The organism is Methylophilus sp. Leaf408 (assembly GCF_916856905.1).
Classification (GTDB): Bacteria; Pseudomonadota; Gammaproteobacteria; order Burkholderiales; family Methylophilaceae; genus Methylophilus.
The window spans coordinates 1,900,547-1,920,841 of sequence record NZ_CAKASK010000001.1; the positions used below are offsets into that span (position 1 = coordinate 1,900,547).

Consider the following 20,295-nt stretch of genomic DNA (forward strand, 5'->3'; position numbering starts at 1 on the left):
CAGCATAAAAAAGCCCCGCGTTGGCGGGGCTGAGAGAGGGATGGCAATATTCAACTTAGCTAATCTTCACCGGCACATAAATCTTGTTGTCACCACGCATGACCAGTAGTGCAATATTTTTGCTGTTCGGCAGTAATTTTTCATGCAGTTGCGTCACGCTGGTGACCTGGTCACCGTTCACTGCAAGAATCACATCACCCGGCTGGATGCCCGCATTGGCAGCAGGACCTTTGCCGACTTCCTCTACCAGCAGGCCTTGCTTGACTTGCACTTGCGCCAGTTCTTGCGAAGTTAGCGGGCGCACACTGACACCAAGCTTGGCCTGTTTATTGTCAGGTGCAATCAATGGAGCAGCTTTGGCAGTTTGCATTTCATCCACACGCACACTCAGGGTTTTGAGTTGTTTTTTACGCCAGACTTCCATCTTGACCGTGCTACCAGGCACAATATTTGCCACCATTGGCGGCAGGTCACTGGAGCGGTCTATCACCTGATTATTGAATTTCAGGATCACGTCCCCAGGCTCCAACCCGGCTTTATCGGCCGGACCATTTTTCTCAACATTGCTGACCAGCGCACCGCTGTTGGTTTTCAGGCCGAATGAAGTCGCGAGGTCCTGGTTGATAGACTGCACACCTACCCCAAGTCGGCCGCGGCTGACTTTGCCTTTATCCAGCAATTGTTGCTCAATACCCATGGCGACATCGATAGGAATAGCAAATGACAAACCTTGGTAACCGCCACTGCGGCTGTAGATTTGCGAGTTAATACCAATCACCTCACCATTCAGATTAAACAGCGGGCCGCCTGAGTTACCGGGGTTGATCGCCACATCCGTCTGCAAAAACGGGACGTAGCCTTCATCCGGCAAAGCGCGGGATTTGGCCGAGATAATGCCGGCAGTGACGGTATTGTCGAAGCCGAATGGAGAGCCAATCGCCACTACCCAATCGCCGACATGACTGTTTTTAGTGCTGCCGATTTTGACGGTAGGCAAGTCTTTGCCATCAATTTTCAGTACGGCCACATCGGTCAGTTTATCGACACCAATGACCTTGGCTTTGAATTCACGTTTATCAGTCAACCTGACGATTACTTCATCGGCCTTGTCAACCACATGCGCATTGGTCAGGATTACGCCTTCCGGCTTCACAATAAAGCCAGAACCCATGCCGCTCATAGGTGTTTCGGTTTGTGGCTGATTAGGCTGGAAACGGCGGAAAAATTCATACATGGGATCATTCGGATCCATGCCCGGGATGCCACTGGTTTTAACGGTACCGGTAACGCTGATATTCACCACTGCGGCGCCCTGGCTATCGGCAATGGTGGCGAAATTTGGCAAGGTAATGTATGCGCTAGGGCTAGAGATGGTTTTCGCGGCAACCTGTGAGGTGGCCTCCGCATGATTCACCAGCGTATTGCCTTTTACCCAATAGCCAGCACCAAACAGCGCTGCAATAGCCAGTGGTACGCTGACCCAATGAGTGAGTTTTGATTGCATAAATGCCTGCATAAATTTGATTCCTTTCAGACTTATTTTTTGCTTAGTTTGAGTGTTTGGATAAATAACTAAAAACACTTTCTGTGCGTAAGAGCAAAAAATTCGCTGCGAAGTTTCCGGGAATTTGTATCCTCATGTATCACGATCTGGATTTGCAAACATGGCCTCGCGCGGCTGTCACAGGCCGTGCGCGTGATACACTGCCAACTTTCATTATGCACTCGCAGTGTCGTATTCGCTCATGCCTGCTATCCCCGCGTTTTTGAAACCCTACTGGCCTCGTCCTGTCACTGGCTCGCTGCGTGATCACGCACGTGCCGCATTCGGTGCCGGCTTAGGCATTTTAGGCACTGGCCTGATGGCCCATGCTGCTTTACCGGGTGACTGGCTCACCGCTATTTTCCTGATCGCTCCTATGGGGGCTTCGGCAGTCATCCTGTTCTGTTTGCCATCCAGCCCGCTTGCCCAGCCGTGGGCGATTCTAGCGGGCAATACGGTGGCGGCACTCTGTGGCGTTTTCTTTGCCCATTTATTGCCGGCCCATATCGCCTATGCCGCTGCCCTGGCAATGCTGTCATCGATTGCCATGATGTTTGCCTTGCGTTGCCTGCATCCACCAAGCGGCGCGGTGGCATTGACCGCAGTGCTTGGTGGTGAAACAGTTTATCAGCTGGGGTATACATTTATTTTGTGGCCGGTACTGGCAAATAGCGCTTTACTGGTATTGTCCGCCTGGCTTTACCATACCCTGACTGGCTACCGCTACCCTGCGCTGCAAATCGATACTAAGCCTGCTGGGCCCGAGCACATGAATTACCAGTTCGGTTTCCGGCAGGAAGACTTACAGGCAGCGTTAGGGCAATTTCATGAAGTACTGGATATCAGTCCGGACAGCTTGCAGGCACTGCTGCAACAAACCGAGCTGATTGCCTATCACCGCAAACTGGAAGAAATTGAGTGCCGGCATGTGATGCGTCCGGTGACAGATACCTTACAGTTTGGCGATACATTAGAAGATGCCTGGCAAACATTGTTGCAACAATCTGAGCCGGCCATCCCGGTGGTGAATAAAGCCAACCTGGTGATTGGCTTATTGAGTGTGGCGGACTTTATGCAGCACGCCAAACCCGAAAAATTTAACGAGGTGGCACCGGCACTTAAAAAGCTGATCCGCTGGTCACCGACCACCCATAGCAGCAAACCGGAAGTAGTCGGCCAGATCATGGCCACTCCGGTGATTACTATTCTGGAAAATATGCACCTCATGCATACCATCCCGCTGATCACCAGCCATCATCTACAACTGGTGCCAGTTGTTGACCAGCATAATAAGCTGGTGGGTATCCTCACTCAGACAGATATTATTCGCGCGCTATATCGTTAGGCTATTCCTCACTTTAAGCTAGCAGTCTAGTTACATTACAGTATCTTCGACTTTTCCATTTGCTTGTATGGCACGATCACTTCGCGTGAGGCCAGAACGATCTCCCGCAAAAAACATAGCAAGGACAATATCAGCGAAGCCATTGAGATAATAAAAGAAATCATCACCAGATGTGACAGGCGCAAGCCGGTCTCCACTGACAGAAACATGCTGGCAATCGAGACGCAAATACACAGCGCGGCAAAGGTTGCCAAGCCTATCGCCCGGCGCAGCCATTTGGTCCTTCGTACGATAATCTTCAATTCATCCTTAAAGCGTTCTCTTTTTTCTTCTGGTGCATCGGTCAGAAATCTTGCACGATCAATCGAGCGTCCCAGCCTGCCGATCAGTACACCCAGGATAGAGCCGATACCAGTAAGCAAAAACACCGGTGCTACTGCATCGCGGATGGCTCCAGAGACATTATGAATCTCAAATGCGCTGCCAATCATGAAGTTTATTTTTCCTTTCAAAAATAGAGGGCTCTTCCTTCTCCCATAAGCAGTTCTTACGCCCGTATTGGAGATAAACTTTCCCTACGAATTTTTACATTTATTGCTATATTTCTGCACCAATAGGGGGAGTTATCGCCCCATGAAAGTGCAACCACGATTGGAAAACCGCAATAAAGGTCTATTGTAGGCTCTATCGAATACTAACATATGTGAAAAATCCCGTATTTTCAGAGCTGAAGCAAAGAAAAACGGTCGTTTTAACTGCTTATTCGCTCAATTTCATCGCGGTTTCAGGTCCCTTTCTTGCTGTAGAAGCATCGGATATTCGATGTTTTTTTGAAAGTGTTTCATGTACAAGCAGCCCCTTACCGATGATCTCACCAGCCATTTCAAACAAGTTAATGATTTTCGCTCACGAATTTACCAGCTTCAACACGCCTGGGACAGTCTTGCATTAATGGCCCAGCTTTCCGGCACCGGGTCCGAAATGGAGCATACCCGCAGTGCGTTTAATACGATTTCTAACGATGTACTGCAGCATTTATCACAGGAGACCTTACGCAAAACAGCGGCACAGCTATCTTCCAAAGCGTTTGAAATTATCAACCTGCTGGTACGCAACCTGTTTGAGCGTACGGCGGACATTGGTTTTTTTGCAACCGATGATGATGTGCGAGATTATTTATCGCACTATATGCAAGGCACAATGACCGATGAGGAACACGATGCGATTTGCTTCCGCTTTGAGGAATACCAGAAAAAATACACCGTATACGAGAATATCGTGCTGTTCGACAGCCAGGGGCAACTGATTCACCAACTGGATGCCAGCCAGACCATACTTGATCATTTCCACCCTATCGTGGCGCTGGCTCAGCAATCTTCAGAGCCGTACATCGAGCGTTTTTACGAAACGGTGATTAACGGCAGCACCTACAAATCACTTGTTTATGCACACGAAGTGCGTAGCAAGGATGACAAAAGATCCCTGGGAGTGTTATGCCTGAGCTTCAAGTTTGTGAATGAACTGGATACGATTTTCCACAACCTGATTCCCGAACATGACTGGACCATAGGCATCCTGCTGGATGAAGAGCGCAATGTGATTGCCTCCAGCGATGTTTACCAGATTCCACTGGGTGCAAAAATCTGTGCCGAGCCAGACCAAGACTGGTTTATCAGCCGCTTCTCCGGCCGTGAATATTTGTGCGTGACCAAACATTCAGAAGGCTACCAAGGGTATTTGGGGCCAGGCTGGTTAGGCCAGGCCATGATTCCGCTGGAGTATGCGTTCCGCCATAGTATGCATGAAATGGTGGCGCACATTGATGGCGAAACCCTGCGCAAGGTGATGCGCAGCCCGCTGATTTTCTCGGACAGCCTGCTGAATATTCCGAAACAGGCGGCCAGTATCCAGAGCAAACTTAACCAGTCGGTGTGGAACGGCAATATCTGGCAAAGCAACTATGTGGATACCCAGCAGAAAAACTTCTCCAAAACCCTGCTGTGCGAGATCAGCAATACCGGCCATAAAACACAGCAGATTATTGAGCAGATGGTCTCTGAGCTATACCAGACCGTGGTCTCAGTAATGCTGGAAAACTCCAGTTTTTGCGCACAAATGGCGGTGGATATCATGGACCGCAACCTGTATGAGCGCGCCAACGATGTCCGCTGGTGGGCACTGACTCACAGTTTCAGGGAGTTGCTAGGCCAAAACCAGGTGACCAAGGATGATCAGCGCAAGATCTCCGACACCCTGCGCTATATCAATAGCCTGTATACCGTGTATGATAACCTGATTGTGTTTGACCGCCAGGGCGAGGTCATGGCTGTTTCAAATCGCCACTATGAGCATCTGCTTGGCACGCAGTTGCAAGATGAATGGGTGGGCCGAACGCGTAGCTGCTTGTCGACGCAGGATTATGTGGTTTCCGCCTTTGAAAAAACGTCTTTATACAACGACCAGTTTACTTACATTTATGCCGCACCGATCCGGCATCTGGATAACAACAGCATTGTTGGTGGCATAGCGATTGTGTTTGATAGCACGCCACAATTCCAGGCCATGTTAAAAGATGTGGTGCCGCGCGATAGTGATGATGCGCCGGTTGCAGGAAGTTTTACCGTGTTTGTGAATGACCAGCTCAGCGTAATTTCCAGCACGTATCAGGAAATTATGGTTGGTGATAATTTCGAACTCATGCCTGCCATAGACAAACTGAAAGAAGGCGAGCAATTGTTTGATATCGCCATTTACCACAATACCTATTATGCCGTTGGTGCGCATGCCTCTTATGGTTATCGCGAATATAAAGGCGCAAAAGACAACTATCGCAACAAGGTAATTGCGCTGATTTTTACACCACTGGGTAAAGTGGATGAGATTAATCAACGCATACGCGCGGAATCGGAAGTGATCCATAACAAATTTAATCCCAACCTGTTCTTGCAGTCCGGCAAAGAATCTCAGGAATACGCCACTTTCTACGTGGCCGACACATGGATGGGCATTGAAACCAGTTTTGTACGTGAGGCGATTGACGAAGGCCAGTTACGCACGCTACCGGAGGCGGCACCGTTTATTGCCGGCATGCATGCTTACGGTGACGAGGTAATCCCGGTCATTGACCTGGCGCGCATGCTGGGCCACCCGCATTACTCTACCGAGTACCGCCAAATTATCGTGATAGAAGATAAAACCTCTTCGCTGAAATTTGGCGTATTCGTCTCGGCTCTGGGGGAAATCCCTTATCTCTCGCCCAACCAGATTCAGCCACTGACCTCGCTGTTTAAAGGCGTCAGCCATAACCCCGGCATCGCGATTGCCAACATTGCGCAGAACAGCATGCTGACTTTGGTCTCCCCGCAAAGTTTATGGGACAAGGCGCTCACCGTACGCAGCCTGAGGCAGGAAGAACAGGTGTTTGTCTGATGAACAGCCAAACCATACTCGGCATTATGCAAAACGACATCATGGACTCCTTACTCACTGCGCAACAGCAAAGGCTGCTGGATACGCTGCTGGATAACCTGGATGGCATGATTTACCGTTGCCTGTATGACGACAGCTGGACCATGATCTATGTCAGCAAAGGCTGCGAGACGCTGACTGGCTATACACCGCCTCAGTTATTGCTCAATAAGGATATTTCTTATGAAAGCATGACGCATCCTGATGATCGTGACAGGGTGCGGATCACCATCGCCGAAGCCCTGGAAAAACGCGAACGATTTCAACTGGAGTATCGTATTGTACGGGCCAGCGGCGACTTTGTCTGGGTGGCTGAACGCGGTAGCGGTGTGTTTGACGAGGATGGCGAGCCGGTAGCGCTAGAAGGCATTATCCAGGATATCAGCAGTCGCAAAAGGATTGAACAGGCGCTATTCAGCACCGAGCAAAAATACCGCTCCATGTTTGATAATTCAACATTGGGCATGTTCCAGACTACAGAATCCGGCACTTACCTGAATGCCAACCAGGCATTGGCCAACCTGTATGGATACGCATCTGCCGCCGACCTGATCAGCGACCTCAACAATATCAGTACCCAGCTGTATGTTGCGGAAAGCCGCCGTAGTGAATTCACTCAGGCCATCAGCACTTATGGCCGCGTGCAAAACTTTGAATCCGAGGTTTACCGGCACAACGGCGAAGCGATCTGGATCTCAGAGAATGCACACGCGGTGTATGACACCGTTGGCAATATCCTGTATTACGAAGGTACAGTAGAAGACATTACTGACCGCCGAAATCATGAACAGCAAATTCACCAGTTAGCCGTTACCGACAAATTGACTGGCTTGCTCAATCGCCATGCCTTCAGCGGCAAACTCGCCAGCCTGATTGCCGAAGCCGATAAAATGCAACGCAAAATCGCGATTGCATTTATTGACCTCGACCACTTCAAGCTGATTAATGACACCCTCGGACATCGCGCCGGCGATAAAATGCTGGAAAATGTTGCGCAACGGCTGATACAGAGCACGCGTCCCAGTGACGCGATTGTACGTTTTGGTGGCGATGAATTTGTCATGCTTTACCCCGGTTTACGTGATGGCGAAGATGCCGAGCCATTATTGGCACGTGTGATGGAAGCGATCTCGCTGCCAATTGAAATTGGCGACTACGTGTTTAACATGACCTGCAGTGTCGGCGTCAGTATTTACCCCGACCATGCCAAAGATATAGACACCCTGCTCAGTTGCGCAGACTCGGCACTCTATAGCGCCAAAAATGCCGGCAAAAATAAAGTGCAGATGTTCAGCGGCACCCTGGCGAAACAGCTTGGTGAGCGCAACGAAATTGAATATGGTCTCGGCCATGCTTTGCAGCGCGGTGAACTGATGTTGTATTACCAGCCACAACTCAATATGCAGCATGGCAATATCAGTGCCCTGGAAGCGTTAATCCGCTGGCAGCATCCTGAAAAGGGATTGATCCCGCCAGACGAATTTATCCCGGTAGCGGAAGAAACCGGGCACATTTTTGCGATTGGTGAATGGGTGCTGCAAACCGCCTGCCAGAAAATTAAATCCATGCAGACTGAATGGGGTTACCTGGTCCCTATTGCAGTGAATGTATCCCCGATACAGTTCTTGCGCGGTAACCTGGTCGAAACTGTGCAAAGAGTGTTACGCCAGGAAAGGGTACCGCCTCACTTATTGACGCTTGAAGTCACAGAAAATGCAAGATTCAAAGATGAAGCCATGTTTACGCGCACGCTTGAGCAGTTAAAACGATTGGGTGTATGTATCGCGATTGATGATTTTGGCATTGGCTATTCCAACATGGCATACCTCAAAAACTATCCGATTGATGAACTGAAAATCGACAAAGCTTTTGTGCAAGACCTTGAGCAAAGCGTGACCAACGGCAATATTCTGCTGGCGCTGATTAACCTGGGCAAAAGCTTGCATAAATCGGTCACGGCAGAAGGGATAGAAACAGAATACCAGCACCGGTTTCTGCTACATAGCGGCTGCGATGTCGGGCAAGGTTATTATTACAGCCGACCGTTATCGGAAGAGGCTTTGACAGAGTTTATGCGGGAGCAACAGCCGAAGTTTGATCATATGCAGAGAGTGGCCAGGTGAGACTGGCCATTATTGTGTTATTTAGCTGAGGTAGCTGCGTTGTATCAGCTAGCAGGCCTGCGCAAAGACTGACTTCTGCGCGAATGGTGCGCGCTGCAGCAGCTCGTCATTCCGGCGAAGGCCGGAATCTAGGCAAGGTTAATATTTAGCTTGGTTCCATAAGAGAACAAGTGATGCACTTGCGGTGAAGTTCTAATCGGTATTTCTTGGAGGGTTAAGTATTCCATTTCGCCATTCTTTTTCGCCTCTAGGCGAGTTACTTTTCTTTGTTTGCCCAAAGAAAACGTAACCAAAAGAAATGCACCCTAGCTTCCGCTTGTATCCTGCGTTGCTCGTCAAAAAAAGCGGTCGCGAAACTCGACCTGGCAGCTCACACACATCGTGAGCTGCTGCGGGACTCAAACAAACGCTCCCTTATCTCTTGTTTTGTCTGCGCTACTCGGCGCGTCAGATAGGGGCCCGTTTTAAACCCACCACGATGAAAGGTCGGATGAATTTTTTGTATTGAGGGCGCTTAGTGAATGTTTTATTTCTAAAATTAAACCCAGTGAGCAATTTCGTTGTTTTGCTTTTTGATTTTTAGGTTTGTTTAATTTCCAACGGTTGAGCGGGAATTAATGTGGCGAGTCTCACGTAACTAAAGGCGTGTGGTTTTAACGGGCCCTATCTGACGCGCCGAGTAGCGCAATCAGCGTGGGAGCCTTCGGCCAGCGTCTGTTTGAGTTCCGCAACAAGCCACGTTGTGTGTGGCTTGTCAGGGCGAGTTTCGTTGGACGCCCACGGTGATGAGCAATGCAGGATAAAAGCGGAAGCTAGGGTGCCCTTTCTTTTGGTTACTTATTCTTTGGGCAAGCAAAGAAAAGTAACTCGCCTAGGGGCGAAATGGAATGATGAATAATCCAAAGAAATACCGATTAAAACCTACAGGAAGTTTAATACCTGCTCACTTGAAGTGACCAAGCTAAACATTAACCTTGCCTGGATTCCGGCCTTCGCCAGAATGACGAACTGTTATAAAGCGCGCCGGCTTCTGCATAGGCAGTAGTTCCGCTGGCACAGAGTTGCCCTGTGAAACCCCTGGTAATACTCCTGCCAGAATTGAGACCTATTGCAGTGAACGCGGGTTTCTACATCATGAATTCGTCAGCTCAATCTCCGGCAATGCCTCATTCTTGATCGCCGCTTCAAACGCCGTCAACCGTTTATACACCGATAACAACTCAACAATCGTCGTCCACGAATTCACCAGATACTGGAAAGAATTACTGACTTGCGAAAACGCTGTCAGGATCTGCTGCAAAATACCAAATGTAATTTTGCCAGCCGCAATGGTCGGCACCAGAATAAGGTAAGCAAATATATTATCCGCCTGCAGATATAGGCTGCGGGCAACGTTAAAATACATATAGTGGAAATACAATCGGAAGTAGTTGTTACGCACATCCAGGAACAACGATTTCAATGTCTCTGGCTGTGCACGCTCAGCGTTATCTTCACCATAGACCAACTCCTTACGGTAAGCCGCTTCCACCCGCTGATTCCTGAACTCCAGGCCCGGCAATTTAATCCCGACTGCCGCCAGCAGCAGCGTTCCGAATACTGACCAGGCAATTGCAGCGGTAAACAGCGGCGCAGGCACCGCCCCAAACACTGGCAACTCACTCACGTATGATGACAGGCTCCACAATACCGGCAAAAAAGCCACCAGCGTCATAATGGCCTCCACCATGGATACGCCCAGGCCTTCCATAATAGTGGCGAAGCGCATGGTGTCTTCCTGCACACGTTGTGAAGCACCTTCAATTTTGCGCACTTGCGGCCATTGGCTTACGTAAAACTCATTCATCGCCGTACGCCAGCGGAAAATATAGTGACTGACAAAGAAACGCGTAATGACATAAATAAAAATTGCGACGAACGCAATCTCGGCAAACTGCAACATCAGCGTATACAGTTCAGCGGTAGTGACTTTTGAATTCGGCGACAATGCAGCTTGCACGCCATCAAAGAACGGCCGGCGCCAGTTGTTGATCGCCACTGATACCTGCACTGAATAGTAGGTAGAAAACAGGATAAACGCAGAACCAAGAATCGACCACCATTGCCAGCGGCTCGGTTTCAAGGTGAACCAGACCAGGGCAAAGATGGCTACACTGACCGCATAATGGACATAAAACAGCTTAAATGAATCGGTGACAAAGTGCCCTAGCCCAATCACCGGCTCTTTTTCAGTCATATCCAGGCCAACAGCGGTGCCAATCGCGGTGGAAAACTCGAACCATACTCCGCAGCAAATCACTGACCATAAAATGACAGAAGGCCAGAACCAGCGGGAATCAGGGAAAAAGGATTTGAACATGGTGTTTTCTTTATGGATTTTTTGCCAGTGTATTGCCTCTGACAGTTAGCCGCAAGAAGAATGACCTTCAAAAGCTTTTATAACAAACACTGACAAGAAAAAAGCCTCGCAAGGAGGCTTTTGGAGGATCAATTAAATTCACTTTTGCTAGCTACGATATCCGCGGAAGCAACAATCAACCGGTGCTGATTTTGCCTTCACCAACTGTATGCGAGGTGTTTTTGCGTTCGCGTGACGGGTATTGTGCATACGTTTTTTGGCCACTGCAGGTTTTTTTTCAACCTGAGTTTCAATGGCTTCATTTTGGCTGTTATCGGCAACCTTCATCAAGCCATCGGCTTGAACACTGCCAGTACGGCTAGGTTGATCACCAATCACTTTTTGCGGTTTTTCATTTATTTCCGCCGGTGCGTGGCCTTCAAACGTCATCATAATAACGGCCAGAACGTTGGCAAAAATCATCTTCGGAATCATGTAGGATTTTGAATTGTGCATCTTGAATAACTCTTATTTATTACTTGAAGTGAAATGGTAGAGGGGCATAGTTGTAGTCTTAAGAAGGATAAGTCCGATTTGCCTGTAAGAATTCCCTTACACTGCACTTAGAATTCACAATTTAATACGCACCAGCAAAACGTTTACTTAATAAAGTAGTCATAGCAAGACTTATAGGTAGCATTCATCGGAAAACGGGGACTTGCATGAAACCAATCATGGCGCTTTTTTGTTTGACTATCGGCTTGAATATTAACGGTGCGCAAGCCCAGCCGGATATAGTGGATACACTGGAGTTAGGACACTCAATCGTGATGGTCACTACCGATATGCCGGGTGGGTCTAATGGCCGTGGTTCAGGTGTGGTTGTAAGCCCTGAATATGTCGCCACCAATTGCCATGTGATTGCCAATAGCAATGGTGCCAATATCGCCAAATTTCGGGATGGTTATCAGCCAACCGGATTGAAAGCCAATTGGCGTCGTGATTTATGTCTGCTTAAATTTACTCCGCTCCCTTTCAAACCGGTGCCAATGCGCGAGAGCAAAACGCTTAAATATGAAGAAGAAGTATTTACCTTAAGTTTCCCCGCTGGTTCGCCGGTGCCGCAACCTTCTTACGGGACGATCAAAGGTATTTACCCTTATGATGGCAGCCAGATTGTGCGTTCTAGTGCCTCTTTTGCGATGGGCTCCAGCGGTGGTGCCCTGTTTGACCAGAATTTCAATTTAATCGGCCTGACTACTTTCAAAAGCCCTGGTCATCACGCCTTTTTCTATAGCTTACCGGTAGAGTGGATTAAAGAGTTGATGGAAACGCCGGATGTAGTGTCATTGAAAACGATGGAAGTACCTTTCTGGGCATTGCCTATGGCAGAAAGGCCTTTTTTCATGCAAGTGGTGATTCCTTACCAGAATGAGGAATGGGCAAACTTAAAAACCATTGCCAGCCAGTGGACCATAAAAGAACCGGAATCGGCAGATGCCTGGTATTTTTTAGGACTGGCTCAAGAAGGGTTATTGGAGCTGGCACAAGCCGAAAAAGATTTCAAAAAAGCCTATGCCATCAATGCGCGCGACCTGGATGCCATGCTGGCATTGTCGCGAATTGCCTTTGTGCAGAAAAACCTCAATGCGCTGGAGTTATTGCAACCCGCTGTCTCGTCACTGGACCAGGCGCAGGGTGAGCTGATTGCACAGCAAATCACAAAGCTCAAGCAAACGAATTAACAAGCACTTTCATTCTTACGCCATGTAAAACAGCATTCTTATCTAGTGGCTCCCATCAGATGGCCAACAATGGTAAGGTTTAATAATGGATAAGAAAGATACGACTGAAGCCGCCGCTCATTCCGGCATGGTGGGCATTTTGCTGGCGGCTGGTTTTTCGCGCCGGTTTGGTGAGCACGATAAATTACTGCATAAACTCAATAACGGACTAACAGTAGCTGAAGCTTCTGCACAGGCGCTGCTGCAAGCGTTACCGCATTCGGTAGCGGTAGTGCGTGAAGAAAACCTGGCTTTGCAAAACATGTTAGCGGCAATTGGTTACCATGTAGCGCTGAGCAAGCATCAAAATGCAGAGATGGCTGAAAATCTTAAACTGGGTGTACTGGCCGCACACTCCAAATTTCCTCAAGCTTCCGGCCTTGTAATCACTCTGGCCGATATGCCTTTTATCCAGCCACACACCATCACAAAAATTGCGAATCAATTAGCGACAGCCGCCATTGTGCAACCCGTTTTTAATGGTAAACCAGGACATCCGGTAGGTTTCTCGCAGCGGTTTAAGAATGAATTGCTGGCGATTCAAGGCGATCAGGGCGCACGAGAAATTCTGCGCGCCCATCAAAATGAGATAATGTTACTGGCTTGTGCTGATGAAGGCATTTTGCGCGACATAGATACCCTGGCTGATCTGCCTGGTCAGGCTTGAATGATGAACCTTCAAGCGACTGAATTCAGGCAACCGCGCGATTAATATCTACAGCCTGAATACATGCCTGCTGTACCTGCGAGCGTTCCTGAATCAACTCGGCCAAAATAGATACCGCGATTTCAGCAGGTGTACGACTGCCAATACGCAGACCAACCGGACCGTGCAGACGGTTGACTTCCTGCTCACTTAAATCAAACGTACGCAGACGCTGTTTACGTTTTTCCTGGTTTTTTACCGAGCCCAAAGCACCTATATAAAATGCTTCAGATTTGAGTGCCTCCAATAACGCCATATCGTCTAGTTTCGGGTCATGCGTTACCGCAACAATCGCGGTATGCGGGTCTGGGGTGATTTCCAGCACCACATCATCCGGCATCCCCGGCAACCAGTCAGCGCCTTCCACATGCCATTCGTCGCGCATTTCTTCACGCGGATCACAGATCATGACGTGAAAATCCAGCGCCTGTGCCATGGCTGCCAGTACCGAGCCAAGCTGGTTTGCGCCAATAATCAGTAAGCGCCATTGCGGGCCAAAATAGCTATGGAACCAATCATTTTCCAGGCGTGGTTGCCCTTCAGGCAATACGTATGCGTGGCGGATTTCGCCGGTTGGCAAATGGACAGAGCGTTTGAGCAATCGCCGTTGCGCCAGGCTTTCCAGCATAGGCGCTAATTGTGAGGCATCATTAAGAGATTCAGAAAAAATCTTGATCTGGCCGCCACAGGGAATACCGAACCGTTGCGCCTCGGCCTGATTAACGCCGTACTCCATGATCGCTGGCTGTACAGGTAGCTCTTGATGCTTGGCCTTATTGGCTAAATCATCTTCGATACAACCGCCGGACACCGAACCGACCAGATGGCCGTCTTCACGCACTACCAAGATAGCGCCGGGCAACCTGGGAGCAGAACCCCATGTTTGAATCACAGTGAACAAATGCGCACGATATCCTTGTTGCAACCAGTCACTGGCGCGTTGCAGCACTTCCTGATCAGAAGATTGCATTATGCTAACTGATCCCCAATTGGCAGGCGGCGTATGCGTTTGCCGGTCGCTGCAAACACGGCATTAGCCACCGCAGGCGCCAGTGGTGGCACGCCAGGCTCGCCTACGCCACCCATTTTCTCGTTACTGTTCACGATATGCACTTCTACTCTAGGCATATCTTTCATGCGCAACACCTGATAATCATGGAAGTTGGATTGCGCCACATTGCCGTCCTTAAAACTGATTTCGCTGGTCAAGGCCGCGCCCAGCGCATAGGCTACTGACGATTCCATCTGCGCTTGCACACCATCAGGATTGACTGCCAGGCCACAATCGATAGCCACTACGACGCGATGTACTTTGACTTCGCCTTCTTTAACGGAGACTTCCGCCACTTGTGCCACATAGCTGCCGAAGGATTCGTGCACAGCAATACCGCGGAATACGCCGGCAGGCAATGGCTTACCCCAGCTGGCCTTATCCGCTGCCAGATTGAGGGCCGCCAGGTGTCGCGGATGACCTTTCAATAACTGGCGACGGTAGGCAAGCGGATCCTGTTTAGCGGCGTGCGCCAGCTCGTCTATCAGGCTTTCCATCACGAAACCGGAATGGCTATGGCCGACCGAGCGCCACCACAATACCGGGATATCACTTTGTACGGAGTGCAGATGCACCTGGTGATTGGCAGTGCCTTTCACATAAGGAGAATCGGCAACGCCTTCTACCGACGTCGCATCAATACCATCCTTGATCATGACACCCTCAAACGGGGTGCCTTTGATAATGGATTGGCCCACCAGCGTGTGTTGCCATGACAATGGCTTGCCCTGTTTATCCAGCGCAATACTGGCGCGGTGCAGGAACATCGGGCGGTAAAAACCACCCTTGATATCATCTTCACGGCTCCACACGGTTTTCACCGGCATATTCGCTGCCTTGGCAACTTCCACTGCTTCAGAAACAAAGTCTGCACGCGGATTGGCCCGACGGCCAAAGCCGCCACCGAGGAATTGCGTGTGGATTTTCACCTGTTCAGGTTTCAGGCCCAGGATTTTGGCTGCTGACGCCTGGTCAGTGGTTTGCATCTGGGTACCGGTCCAAATTTCGCAACCATCCCCTGAGATTTTCACTGCACAATTGAGTGGCTCCATAGGCGCATGCGAAAGGAACGGCAGCACGTATTCGGCGCTCACGGTATGCGTAGCCTTTTTGCTGGCACTGGCAATATCCCCTGCCTTGGCCGCCTGTGTGCCAGGCTTCTGTGCCAATGCCTGATATTGCTTGAGCAATTGTGCAGTATCCGGCCGTTCGTGCGCCGCTTCATCCCACACCAGTTTCAGTGCTTCACGGCCCTGTTTGGCAGCCCAGTAGTTTTCGGCAATCACTGCAGCGCCTGTCGGCACTTGTACCACTTTAATGACGCCAAGGATTTTGCGGGTAGCACTGTCATCATAAGATTTGAGTTTGGTGCCAAACACTGGCGCACGCGCGACCATGGCGATTTTCAAACCATCAAACTGCACATCCTGACCGAACTTGGCGGTGCCGTTGATTTTGTCGGCGCTATCCAGACGCTTGGTCGGTTTGCCAATATATTTCCATTGCTCCGGCTTTTTCAGTGTGACATTTTTCGGTGTTTCCAGCTGGCTGGCAGTCTCTACCAATTGGCCATAGCTTAATTTCTGAGTGCCATTGATCACATAGCCATTTTCAGTGCGCAAACCTTCAACCGGCACCTTCCATTGTTTGGCTGCTGCTTGCAGCAACAATGCGCGGGTTAGCGCGCCTGCCTGGCGGTAACGCTCAAACTCTGACCAGGTGGTAGAAGATCCTCCGGTAATCTGTATGCCATACGCGGTATGCACATAAGAAGGCGCAGCTGGTGCATGCTCAACCTTGATTTTGCTCCAGTCAGCGTCGAGTTCATCGGCGATCAGCATAGGCAATGTGGTCCAGATGCCCTGTCCCATTTCACTATGTGCAAGCATGACGGTAATACTATCGTCCTTGCCTATACGCAAAAAGGCATTTGGCGCCGGCAATGTCAGCGCCTCGGCGGCATTGGCCACACCCATAAAACGTTTCGCTTGAGGAATACTGAAAGCCACCACCAAGCCACCCGCGACCAGGGCGGTATTTTTGATAAACCCACGGCGGGAGAGATTAATCATATCGTTCATGTGTTCTCTCCTTAAGCCAGTTTTTCGGCAACTTCGTGAATCGCTGCACGGATACGTTGATAAGTACCGCAACGGCAGATATTGCCGCTCATGGCGGCATCAATATCGGCATCATTGGGTTTCGGGTTTTGCCTGAGTAATGAAGTAGCGGACATGATCTGGCCGGACTGGCAATATCCGCATTGCACCACATCAATTTTCTGCCAGGCGGTCTGTACCGCCTTGCCCACTTTATCTTCCTGCATGGCTTCAATGGTAGTGATCTTTTTGCCAACGGCAGCGCTCACCGGCGTCACACATGACCGGATAGCCTGCCCATCCAGGTGTACAGTACAGGCCCCACACATTGCCATACCGCAACCAAATTTGGTGCCGGTCAATCCGGCGACATCGCGAATAGCCCACAAGATAGGCATATCATCGCTGACTTTTAATTCTGTTTCTTTGCCATTGATATTGAGTTTCATGAGGTAAGGTTCCTTGGTATCTGACTAAAGCCACAGATATGCGGCTGGTGCGCGAAACCCTGCGGTGGGGTCTCATCCTTATCAAAAACATCCTAACATACATGAGTGTATGTATGAATAGCTTAGCGATGACTTACTGGAAATTTAATAGTGTTAAAAAAGTGCGCTTATTCTGGAATAAAGGCATCAAGGTGCGATGCGTTTTAGCACTTTAGCTATCACGCCGATCCTACTTGGGTCACAGATGAATACTTAATCTACTGTGAAATACCGCTTTTATTTTTTGCTTTATAACCACTTCAATTTAGTCGCCAGTGTATACAGCCCCATCCCAGCCAGCATACTGGCGACAAAGATCCAGACCTGACTACCGCCGATCAGCAATGCGGCAACTGCGGGACCGGGGCAAAAACCGGCCAGACCCCAGCCAATACCAAATAACACTGCACCTATCACTAAAGGTTGATCAATATTAGTACGCTCAGGCAAATCGATAGAAAAACCCAGCTCGCTCCACTTTCGCTGTTTGGCGTCGCGAAATGCAAAGAAGCCAACGGCAATCGCGCCTATCATGACAAACGCCAGTGAAGGATCCCAGTCACCGGCAACATCCAGGAAGCCCAATACTTTAGCCGGGTTGGTCATGCCGCCTATGATCAGGCCTAAGCCGAACACCAGTCCTGCTATTAATGCTATCAAGTTCGCCATGCAGGTTTCCTTACGAATTTAACAAGTGGCGGGTGACCCACACTACAACAATAGCCACCAGCATAAATGTGAGCGTGGCGACCAGTGATCGCAAAGACAATCGAGACAAGCCGCACACGCCATGACCGCTGGTGCAACCGGAACCCAGGCGCGTGCCGAATCCCACCAGCAAACCGGACACAATCAGTAACGGTAAGCCAGCTTCAATCTGCATGGCCGGTAGTGGCGAGAATAGTTGGTAGAGTAACGGGGAAACCAGCAGGCCACTCACAAATGCGAGCCGCCAGCCACGGTCATCGGGCTTGCTTGACCAGAGTTGCCCGACAATACTGCTGATGCCGGCGACTTTACCCAGCCAGCGGATTAATAACAGGGTGGAAAAACCGATCAGCAAACCGCCGATCAGCGATTGCCAGGGGGTGAATGTGGTCATGGTGCGGACCTCAGTAATAAGTATTGTTGTTATTGGCTGTAATGCGGAAAGCCAGCACTAATCTTCTTCGTCCGTGGTATCCAGATTAGGCCTGAATTTACTGGTGTTGCATTCAAAACCGGCTTTCTCCAGTAACACGCGATATTCGCAATCTGGCAAATGGCCTTCCAGGCGACCGTTGATTTTGGTGGTCTCCTGTTTGCAAAATGCGCAGCGATAACGGTGTGCCTGACCTTCAAAATGCTCTTGCGGATAATCAATATAAAAAATCTTTTTCATCGCCGCCTCCTAACCTTATGTTCACTCTATGCTACGCCGGGTTTTGCTTGACGACAATACACAACACCTGCTGAAGAAGTTTATGGCAAGTACTGAATAACGCCCTTATTTTAAGCACAGCTGAATTACCTTGTGCAATCAGTAGTTTACAGCTTCCACCCACAGCCCACCCTAAAAGTTATCCACAAAAAATGTGGATTCACGCCTGATTGCTCCAAACTTAGCCACGGGTATGCAAGGCTGCGATTTCCTGGATATCCAGGTCCCGCTCCATCAAATGCAGCAGTTCATCATGAATCTGGCCTGAGCGATGCAACTTGAGCAACTCTTCCCGCCCTGCTGCCACTGCCGCCAACACCACATTAAAATGCGCTTTACGCACATCTTCAGGTAGCGCATGCGAGTCTTTCAAGGTATGCGATAAATTGGCCCGGTAACCATATTGTTCCAGCAAGCGTGGATGAATTACTTTTCCGGATTCATCGTGTGCCAGTGCTTTCACCACCGCAAATTGCGCCGCTTCCAGCTTGGCCCAGGTTTGCGGCTCGTTTAAATAGACGTGCTCATTGGCCGTGTGTTTAATATCCAGCACGCGAATCAGCCAGCCTATGGTGGTCCCCTGAAACAGCACCGTTACTAAAATAACGGCGAATGCAGAAAGCAGCATCAGGTCGCGGCCGGGAACTTGCGCGGGTACCGCCAACGCGGCCGCCAGCGTCACAACACCACGCATGCCTGCCCAGCTTTTGACAAAAGATTCGCGCCAGTTGGCCTGCATATGTGGCTTGTTCGATTGCTGTTTAAATAACCTTGCAAGCCCATCCACGGCAAATATCCAGACGAACCGCGACAGGATGACGGCAGCCAACACCAGCAATACCTCAATACTGTAAGCACCCCACGACTTCTCGGCATGCTCAATGCGCTCCCACACCCCGCGCAGGGAGAGTCCAATCAGGATAAACACCAGCGATTCCAGAATAAAAATCATAATGTCCCAGAAAGCACTGCCGCGCCTGCGGGCGGTCGCGGTCATGATTTCATGCTGATACCAGCCCAGTATCATGCCGTAAGTCACAGTGGCAATCACGCCGGAAACATCAAGGTATTCGCCAACCACGTAACAGATCCAGCCAGGCAACGCTGAAGCCAAAATCATGAGTGAAGTATCTTCCAGGTAACGCAGCAGTTTGTAGACCAGGTAACCAAACACCGCCCCCAGCACCACACCGCCTACACTCAGCCATACAAATTCAACCAAGGCACTTTGCATGGAAAACACACCAGTCAGTATGACTGCGATGGAAAACTTGTATAGCACCAGGCCAGTGGCATCATTGAGCAGGCTTTCGCCTTCAAGCAAAACCAGCAATTTGCGAGGTAACGCAACCCGTTGCAACACGGCTTTGGCAGCAATCGCATCCGGTGGCGACACAATCGCCCCAAGGGCAAAACATGCGGCCCATGGCAGGCCAGGGTTTAATGCATGCAAGGCGAGGCCAACAACGAGCGTAGTGAATAGCACCGCCCCTATGGCGAGTAACAGGATGCCCGTGAGGTGACGACGGAATTCATGCCAGACCGTGAAATAGGCACCCTCCATTAGCAATGGCGGTAGAAAGACTACCAGCACCAGGGCAGGGTCAATCTCGAACGCAGGCAAGCCGGGCAAAAAGGCAATGACGGCGCCGCCGACTAGCTGGGCAACGGCGGGTGGTAGACGTAACTTTTTTGCCACCAGTTCGAGGCCGATGATGGCAACTAAAAAGAAAAGAATCAGGTTGAAATAGAATTCGTTGCTCATAATGTTTCTATTCTGAAAAACTGCTGTTGGCACAATGACACAGGATAGATATTACAGTTAAATTTAAGATTTTAGATTTCATTCAGTAGGCGTATTAGAGAAGAATGCAATAGGAGTTTACATAGGATGTTTTTTGCATTTGTGGCTGGCTTATGCAGAATTAAA

The 20,295-nt window shown here is 49.7% G+C and carries 16 protein-coding genes; 5 read left to right on the forward strand and 11 right to left on the reverse strand.

The genetic code is table 11. The features are described from left to right. Nucleotides 1-55 precede the first annotated feature (55 nt). A complete protein-coding gene (locus LPA26_RS08990; protein ID WP_370634354.1) occupies nt 56-1,516 on the reverse strand; it encodes a DegQ family serine endoprotease in 1,461 nt (486 codons plus the stop codon). 229 nt (nt 1,517-1,745) lie between these two features. On the opposite strand from LPA26_RS08990, the gene LPA26_RS08995 reads away from it, so the two are divergent. Then, entirely contained in the window at nt 1,746-2,888 is a 1,143-nt protein-coding gene (locus LPA26_RS08995) for an HPP family protein (protein ID WP_229008040.1), read from the forward strand. Nucleotides 2,889-2,923: 35 nt separating this feature from the next. Here LPA26_RS08995 and LPA26_RS09000 read toward each other — a convergent pair whose 3' ends face one another. Beyond that, complete coding sequence (locus LPA26_RS09000) at nt 2,924-3,379, reverse strand: DUF2721 domain-containing protein (protein ID WP_055868929.1); 456 nt, start codon at nt 3,377-3,379, stop codon at nt 2,924-2,926. A 352-nt stretch (nt 3,380-3,731) separates the two neighbouring features. Here LPA26_RS09000 and LPA26_RS09005 point away from each other — a divergent pair, with 352 nt between their 5' ends. Together LPA26_RS09005 and LPA26_RS09010 are read left to right on the forward strand one after the other, a co-directional pair. Next, a complete protein-coding gene (locus tag LPA26_RS09005; protein WP_229008041.1) occupies nt 3,732-6,317 on the forward strand; it encodes a chemotaxis protein CheW in 2,586 nt (861 codons plus the stop codon). Beyond that, nucleotides 6,317-8,479, forward strand: a complete 2,163-nt coding sequence (locus LPA26_RS09010; protein WP_229008042.1) for an EAL domain-containing protein — start codon at nt 6,317-6,319, stop codon at nt 8,477-8,479. Before LPA26_RS09005 ends, LPA26_RS09010 begins: the two co-directional genes overlap by 1 nt. A 1,132-nt stretch (nt 8,480-9,611) precedes the next feature. On the opposite strand, the gene sbmA is transcribed toward LPA26_RS09010, so the two are convergent. Then, on the reverse strand, nt 9,612-10,838 hold the full coding sequence (gene sbmA, locus LPA26_RS09015; RefSeq protein WP_229008043.1) for a peptide antibiotic transporter SbmA: 1,227 nt from the start codon (nt 10,836-10,838) through the stop codon (nt 9,612-9,614). Nucleotides 10,839-10,985: 147 nt separating this feature from the next. After that, nucleotides 10,986-11,333, reverse strand: coding sequence for a hypothetical protein (locus LPA26_RS09020; protein WP_229008044.1), 348 nt, complete (start codon nt 11,331-11,333; stop codon nt 10,986-10,988). A 218-nt stretch (nt 11,334-11,551) separates the two neighbouring features. Here LPA26_RS09020 and LPA26_RS09025 point away from each other — a divergent pair, with 218 nt between their 5' ends. Then, on the forward strand, nt 11,552-12,562 hold the full coding sequence (locus tag LPA26_RS09025) for a serine protease (protein WP_229008045.1): 1,011 nt from the start codon (nt 11,552-11,554) through the stop codon (nt 12,560-12,562). An 85-nt stretch (nt 12,563-12,647) separates the two neighbouring features. Continuing rightward, nucleotides 12,648-13,268 (forward strand): NTP transferase domain-containing protein, encoded by a 621-nt coding sequence (locus tag LPA26_RS09030; protein WP_229008046.1) that lies wholly within the window; start codon nt 12,648-12,650, stop codon nt 13,266-13,268. Nucleotides 13,269-13,293: 25 nt separating this feature from the next. Here LPA26_RS09030 and LPA26_RS09035 read toward each other — a convergent pair whose 3' ends face one another. The 7 genes from LPA26_RS09035 to LPA26_RS09065 form a co-directional block, all read right to left on the reverse strand. After that, nucleotides 13,294-14,277, reverse strand: coding sequence for an XdhC family protein (locus LPA26_RS09035; protein ID WP_229008047.1), 984 nt, complete (start codon nt 14,275-14,277; stop codon nt 13,294-13,296). Beyond that, a complete protein-coding gene (locus LPA26_RS09040; protein ID WP_229008048.1) occupies nt 14,277-16,439 on the reverse strand; it encodes a xanthine dehydrogenase family protein molybdopterin-binding subunit in 2,163 nt (720 codons plus the stop codon). Before LPA26_RS09040 ends, LPA26_RS09035 begins: the two co-directional genes overlap by 1 nt. 11 nt (nt 16,440-16,450) lie before the next feature. Continuing rightward, entirely contained in the window at nt 16,451-16,906 is a 456-nt protein-coding gene (locus LPA26_RS09045) for a (2Fe-2S)-binding protein (RefSeq protein ID WP_229008049.1), read from the reverse strand. A gap of 288 nt (nt 16,907-17,194) precedes the next feature. Then, on the reverse strand, nt 17,195-17,614 hold the full coding sequence (locus LPA26_RS09050) for a DUF6691 family protein (RefSeq protein WP_229008050.1): 420 nt from the start codon (nt 17,612-17,614) through the stop codon (nt 17,195-17,197). A gap of 10 nt (nt 17,615-17,624) precedes the next feature. Beyond that, on the reverse strand, nt 17,625-18,047 hold the full coding sequence (locus LPA26_RS09055) for a YeeE/YedE family protein (RefSeq protein ID WP_229008051.1): 423 nt from the start codon (nt 18,045-18,047) through the stop codon (nt 17,625-17,627). A 57-nt stretch (nt 18,048-18,104) separates the two neighbouring features. Beyond that, on the reverse strand, nt 18,105-18,326 hold the full coding sequence (locus LPA26_RS09060; protein WP_055830251.1) for a hypothetical protein: 222 nt from the start codon (nt 18,324-18,326) through the stop codon (nt 18,105-18,107). Between the two features lie 220 nt (nt 18,327-18,546). Beyond that, nucleotides 18,547-20,130, reverse strand: a complete 1,584-nt coding sequence (locus tag LPA26_RS09065; protein WP_229008052.1) for a Na+/H+ antiporter — start codon at nt 20,128-20,130, stop codon at nt 18,547-18,549. Nucleotides 20,131-20,295: the final 165 nt, after the last annotated feature.

What these genes read in the sequence shown, in the direction of transcription:
- LPA26_RS08990 (WP_370634354.1), bottom strand. Translation starts at nt 1,516, where the DNA reads ATGCAGGCATTTATGCAATCAAAACTCACTCATTGGGTCAGCGTACCA.
- LPA26_RS08995 (WP_229008040.1), top strand. Translation starts at nt 1,746, where the DNA reads ATGCCTGCTATCCCCGCGTTTTTGAAACCCTACTGGCCTCGTCCTGTC.
- LPA26_RS09000 (WP_055868929.1), bottom strand. Translation starts at nt 3,379, where the DNA reads ATGATTGGCAGCGCATTTGAGATTCATAATGTCTCTGGAGCCATCCGC.
- LPA26_RS09005 (WP_229008041.1), top strand. Translation starts at nt 3,732, where the DNA reads ATGTACAAGCAGCCCCTTACCGATGATCTCACCAGCCATTTCAAACAA.
- LPA26_RS09010 (WP_229008042.1), top strand. Translation starts at nt 6,317, where the DNA reads ATGAACAGCCAAACCATACTCGGCATTATGCAAAACGACATCATGGAC.
- sbmA (WP_229008043.1), bottom strand. Translation starts at nt 10,838, where the DNA reads ATGTTCAAATCCTTTTTCCCTGATTCCCGCTGGTTCTGGCCTTCTGTC.
- LPA26_RS09020 (WP_229008044.1), bottom strand. Translation starts at nt 11,333, where the DNA reads ATGCACAATTCAAAATCCTACATGATTCCGAAGATGATTTTTGCCAAC.
- LPA26_RS09025 (WP_229008045.1), top strand. Translation starts at nt 11,552, where the DNA reads ATGGCGCTTTTTTGTTTGACTATCGGCTTGAATATTAACGGTGCGCAA.
- LPA26_RS09030 (WP_229008046.1), top strand. Translation starts at nt 12,648, where the DNA reads ATGGATAAGAAAGATACGACTGAAGCCGCCGCTCATTCCGGCATGGTG.
- LPA26_RS09035 (WP_229008047.1), bottom strand. Translation starts at nt 14,277, where the DNA reads ATGCAATCTTCTGATCAGGAAGTGCTGCAACGCGCCAGTGACTGGTTG.
- LPA26_RS09040 (WP_229008048.1), bottom strand. Translation starts at nt 16,439, where the DNA reads ATGAACGATATGATTAATCTCTCCCGCCGTGGGTTTATCAAAAATACC.
- LPA26_RS09045 (WP_229008049.1), bottom strand. Translation starts at nt 16,906, where the DNA reads ATGAAACTCAATATCAATGGCAAAGAAACAGAATTAAAAGTCAGCGAT.
- LPA26_RS09050 (WP_229008050.1), bottom strand. Translation starts at nt 17,614, where the DNA reads ATGGCGAACTTGATAGCATTAATAGCAGGACTGGTGTTCGGCTTAGGC.
- LPA26_RS09055 (WP_229008051.1), bottom strand. Translation starts at nt 18,047, where the DNA reads ATGACCACATTCACCCCCTGGCAATCGCTGATCGGCGGTTTGCTGATC.
- LPA26_RS09060 (WP_055830251.1), bottom strand. Translation starts at nt 18,326, where the DNA reads ATGAAAAAGATTTTTTATATTGATTATCCGCAAGAGCATTTTGAAGGT.
- LPA26_RS09065 (WP_229008052.1), bottom strand. Translation starts at nt 20,130, where the DNA reads ATGAGCAACGAATTCTATTTCAACCTGATTCTTTTCTTTTTAGTTGCC.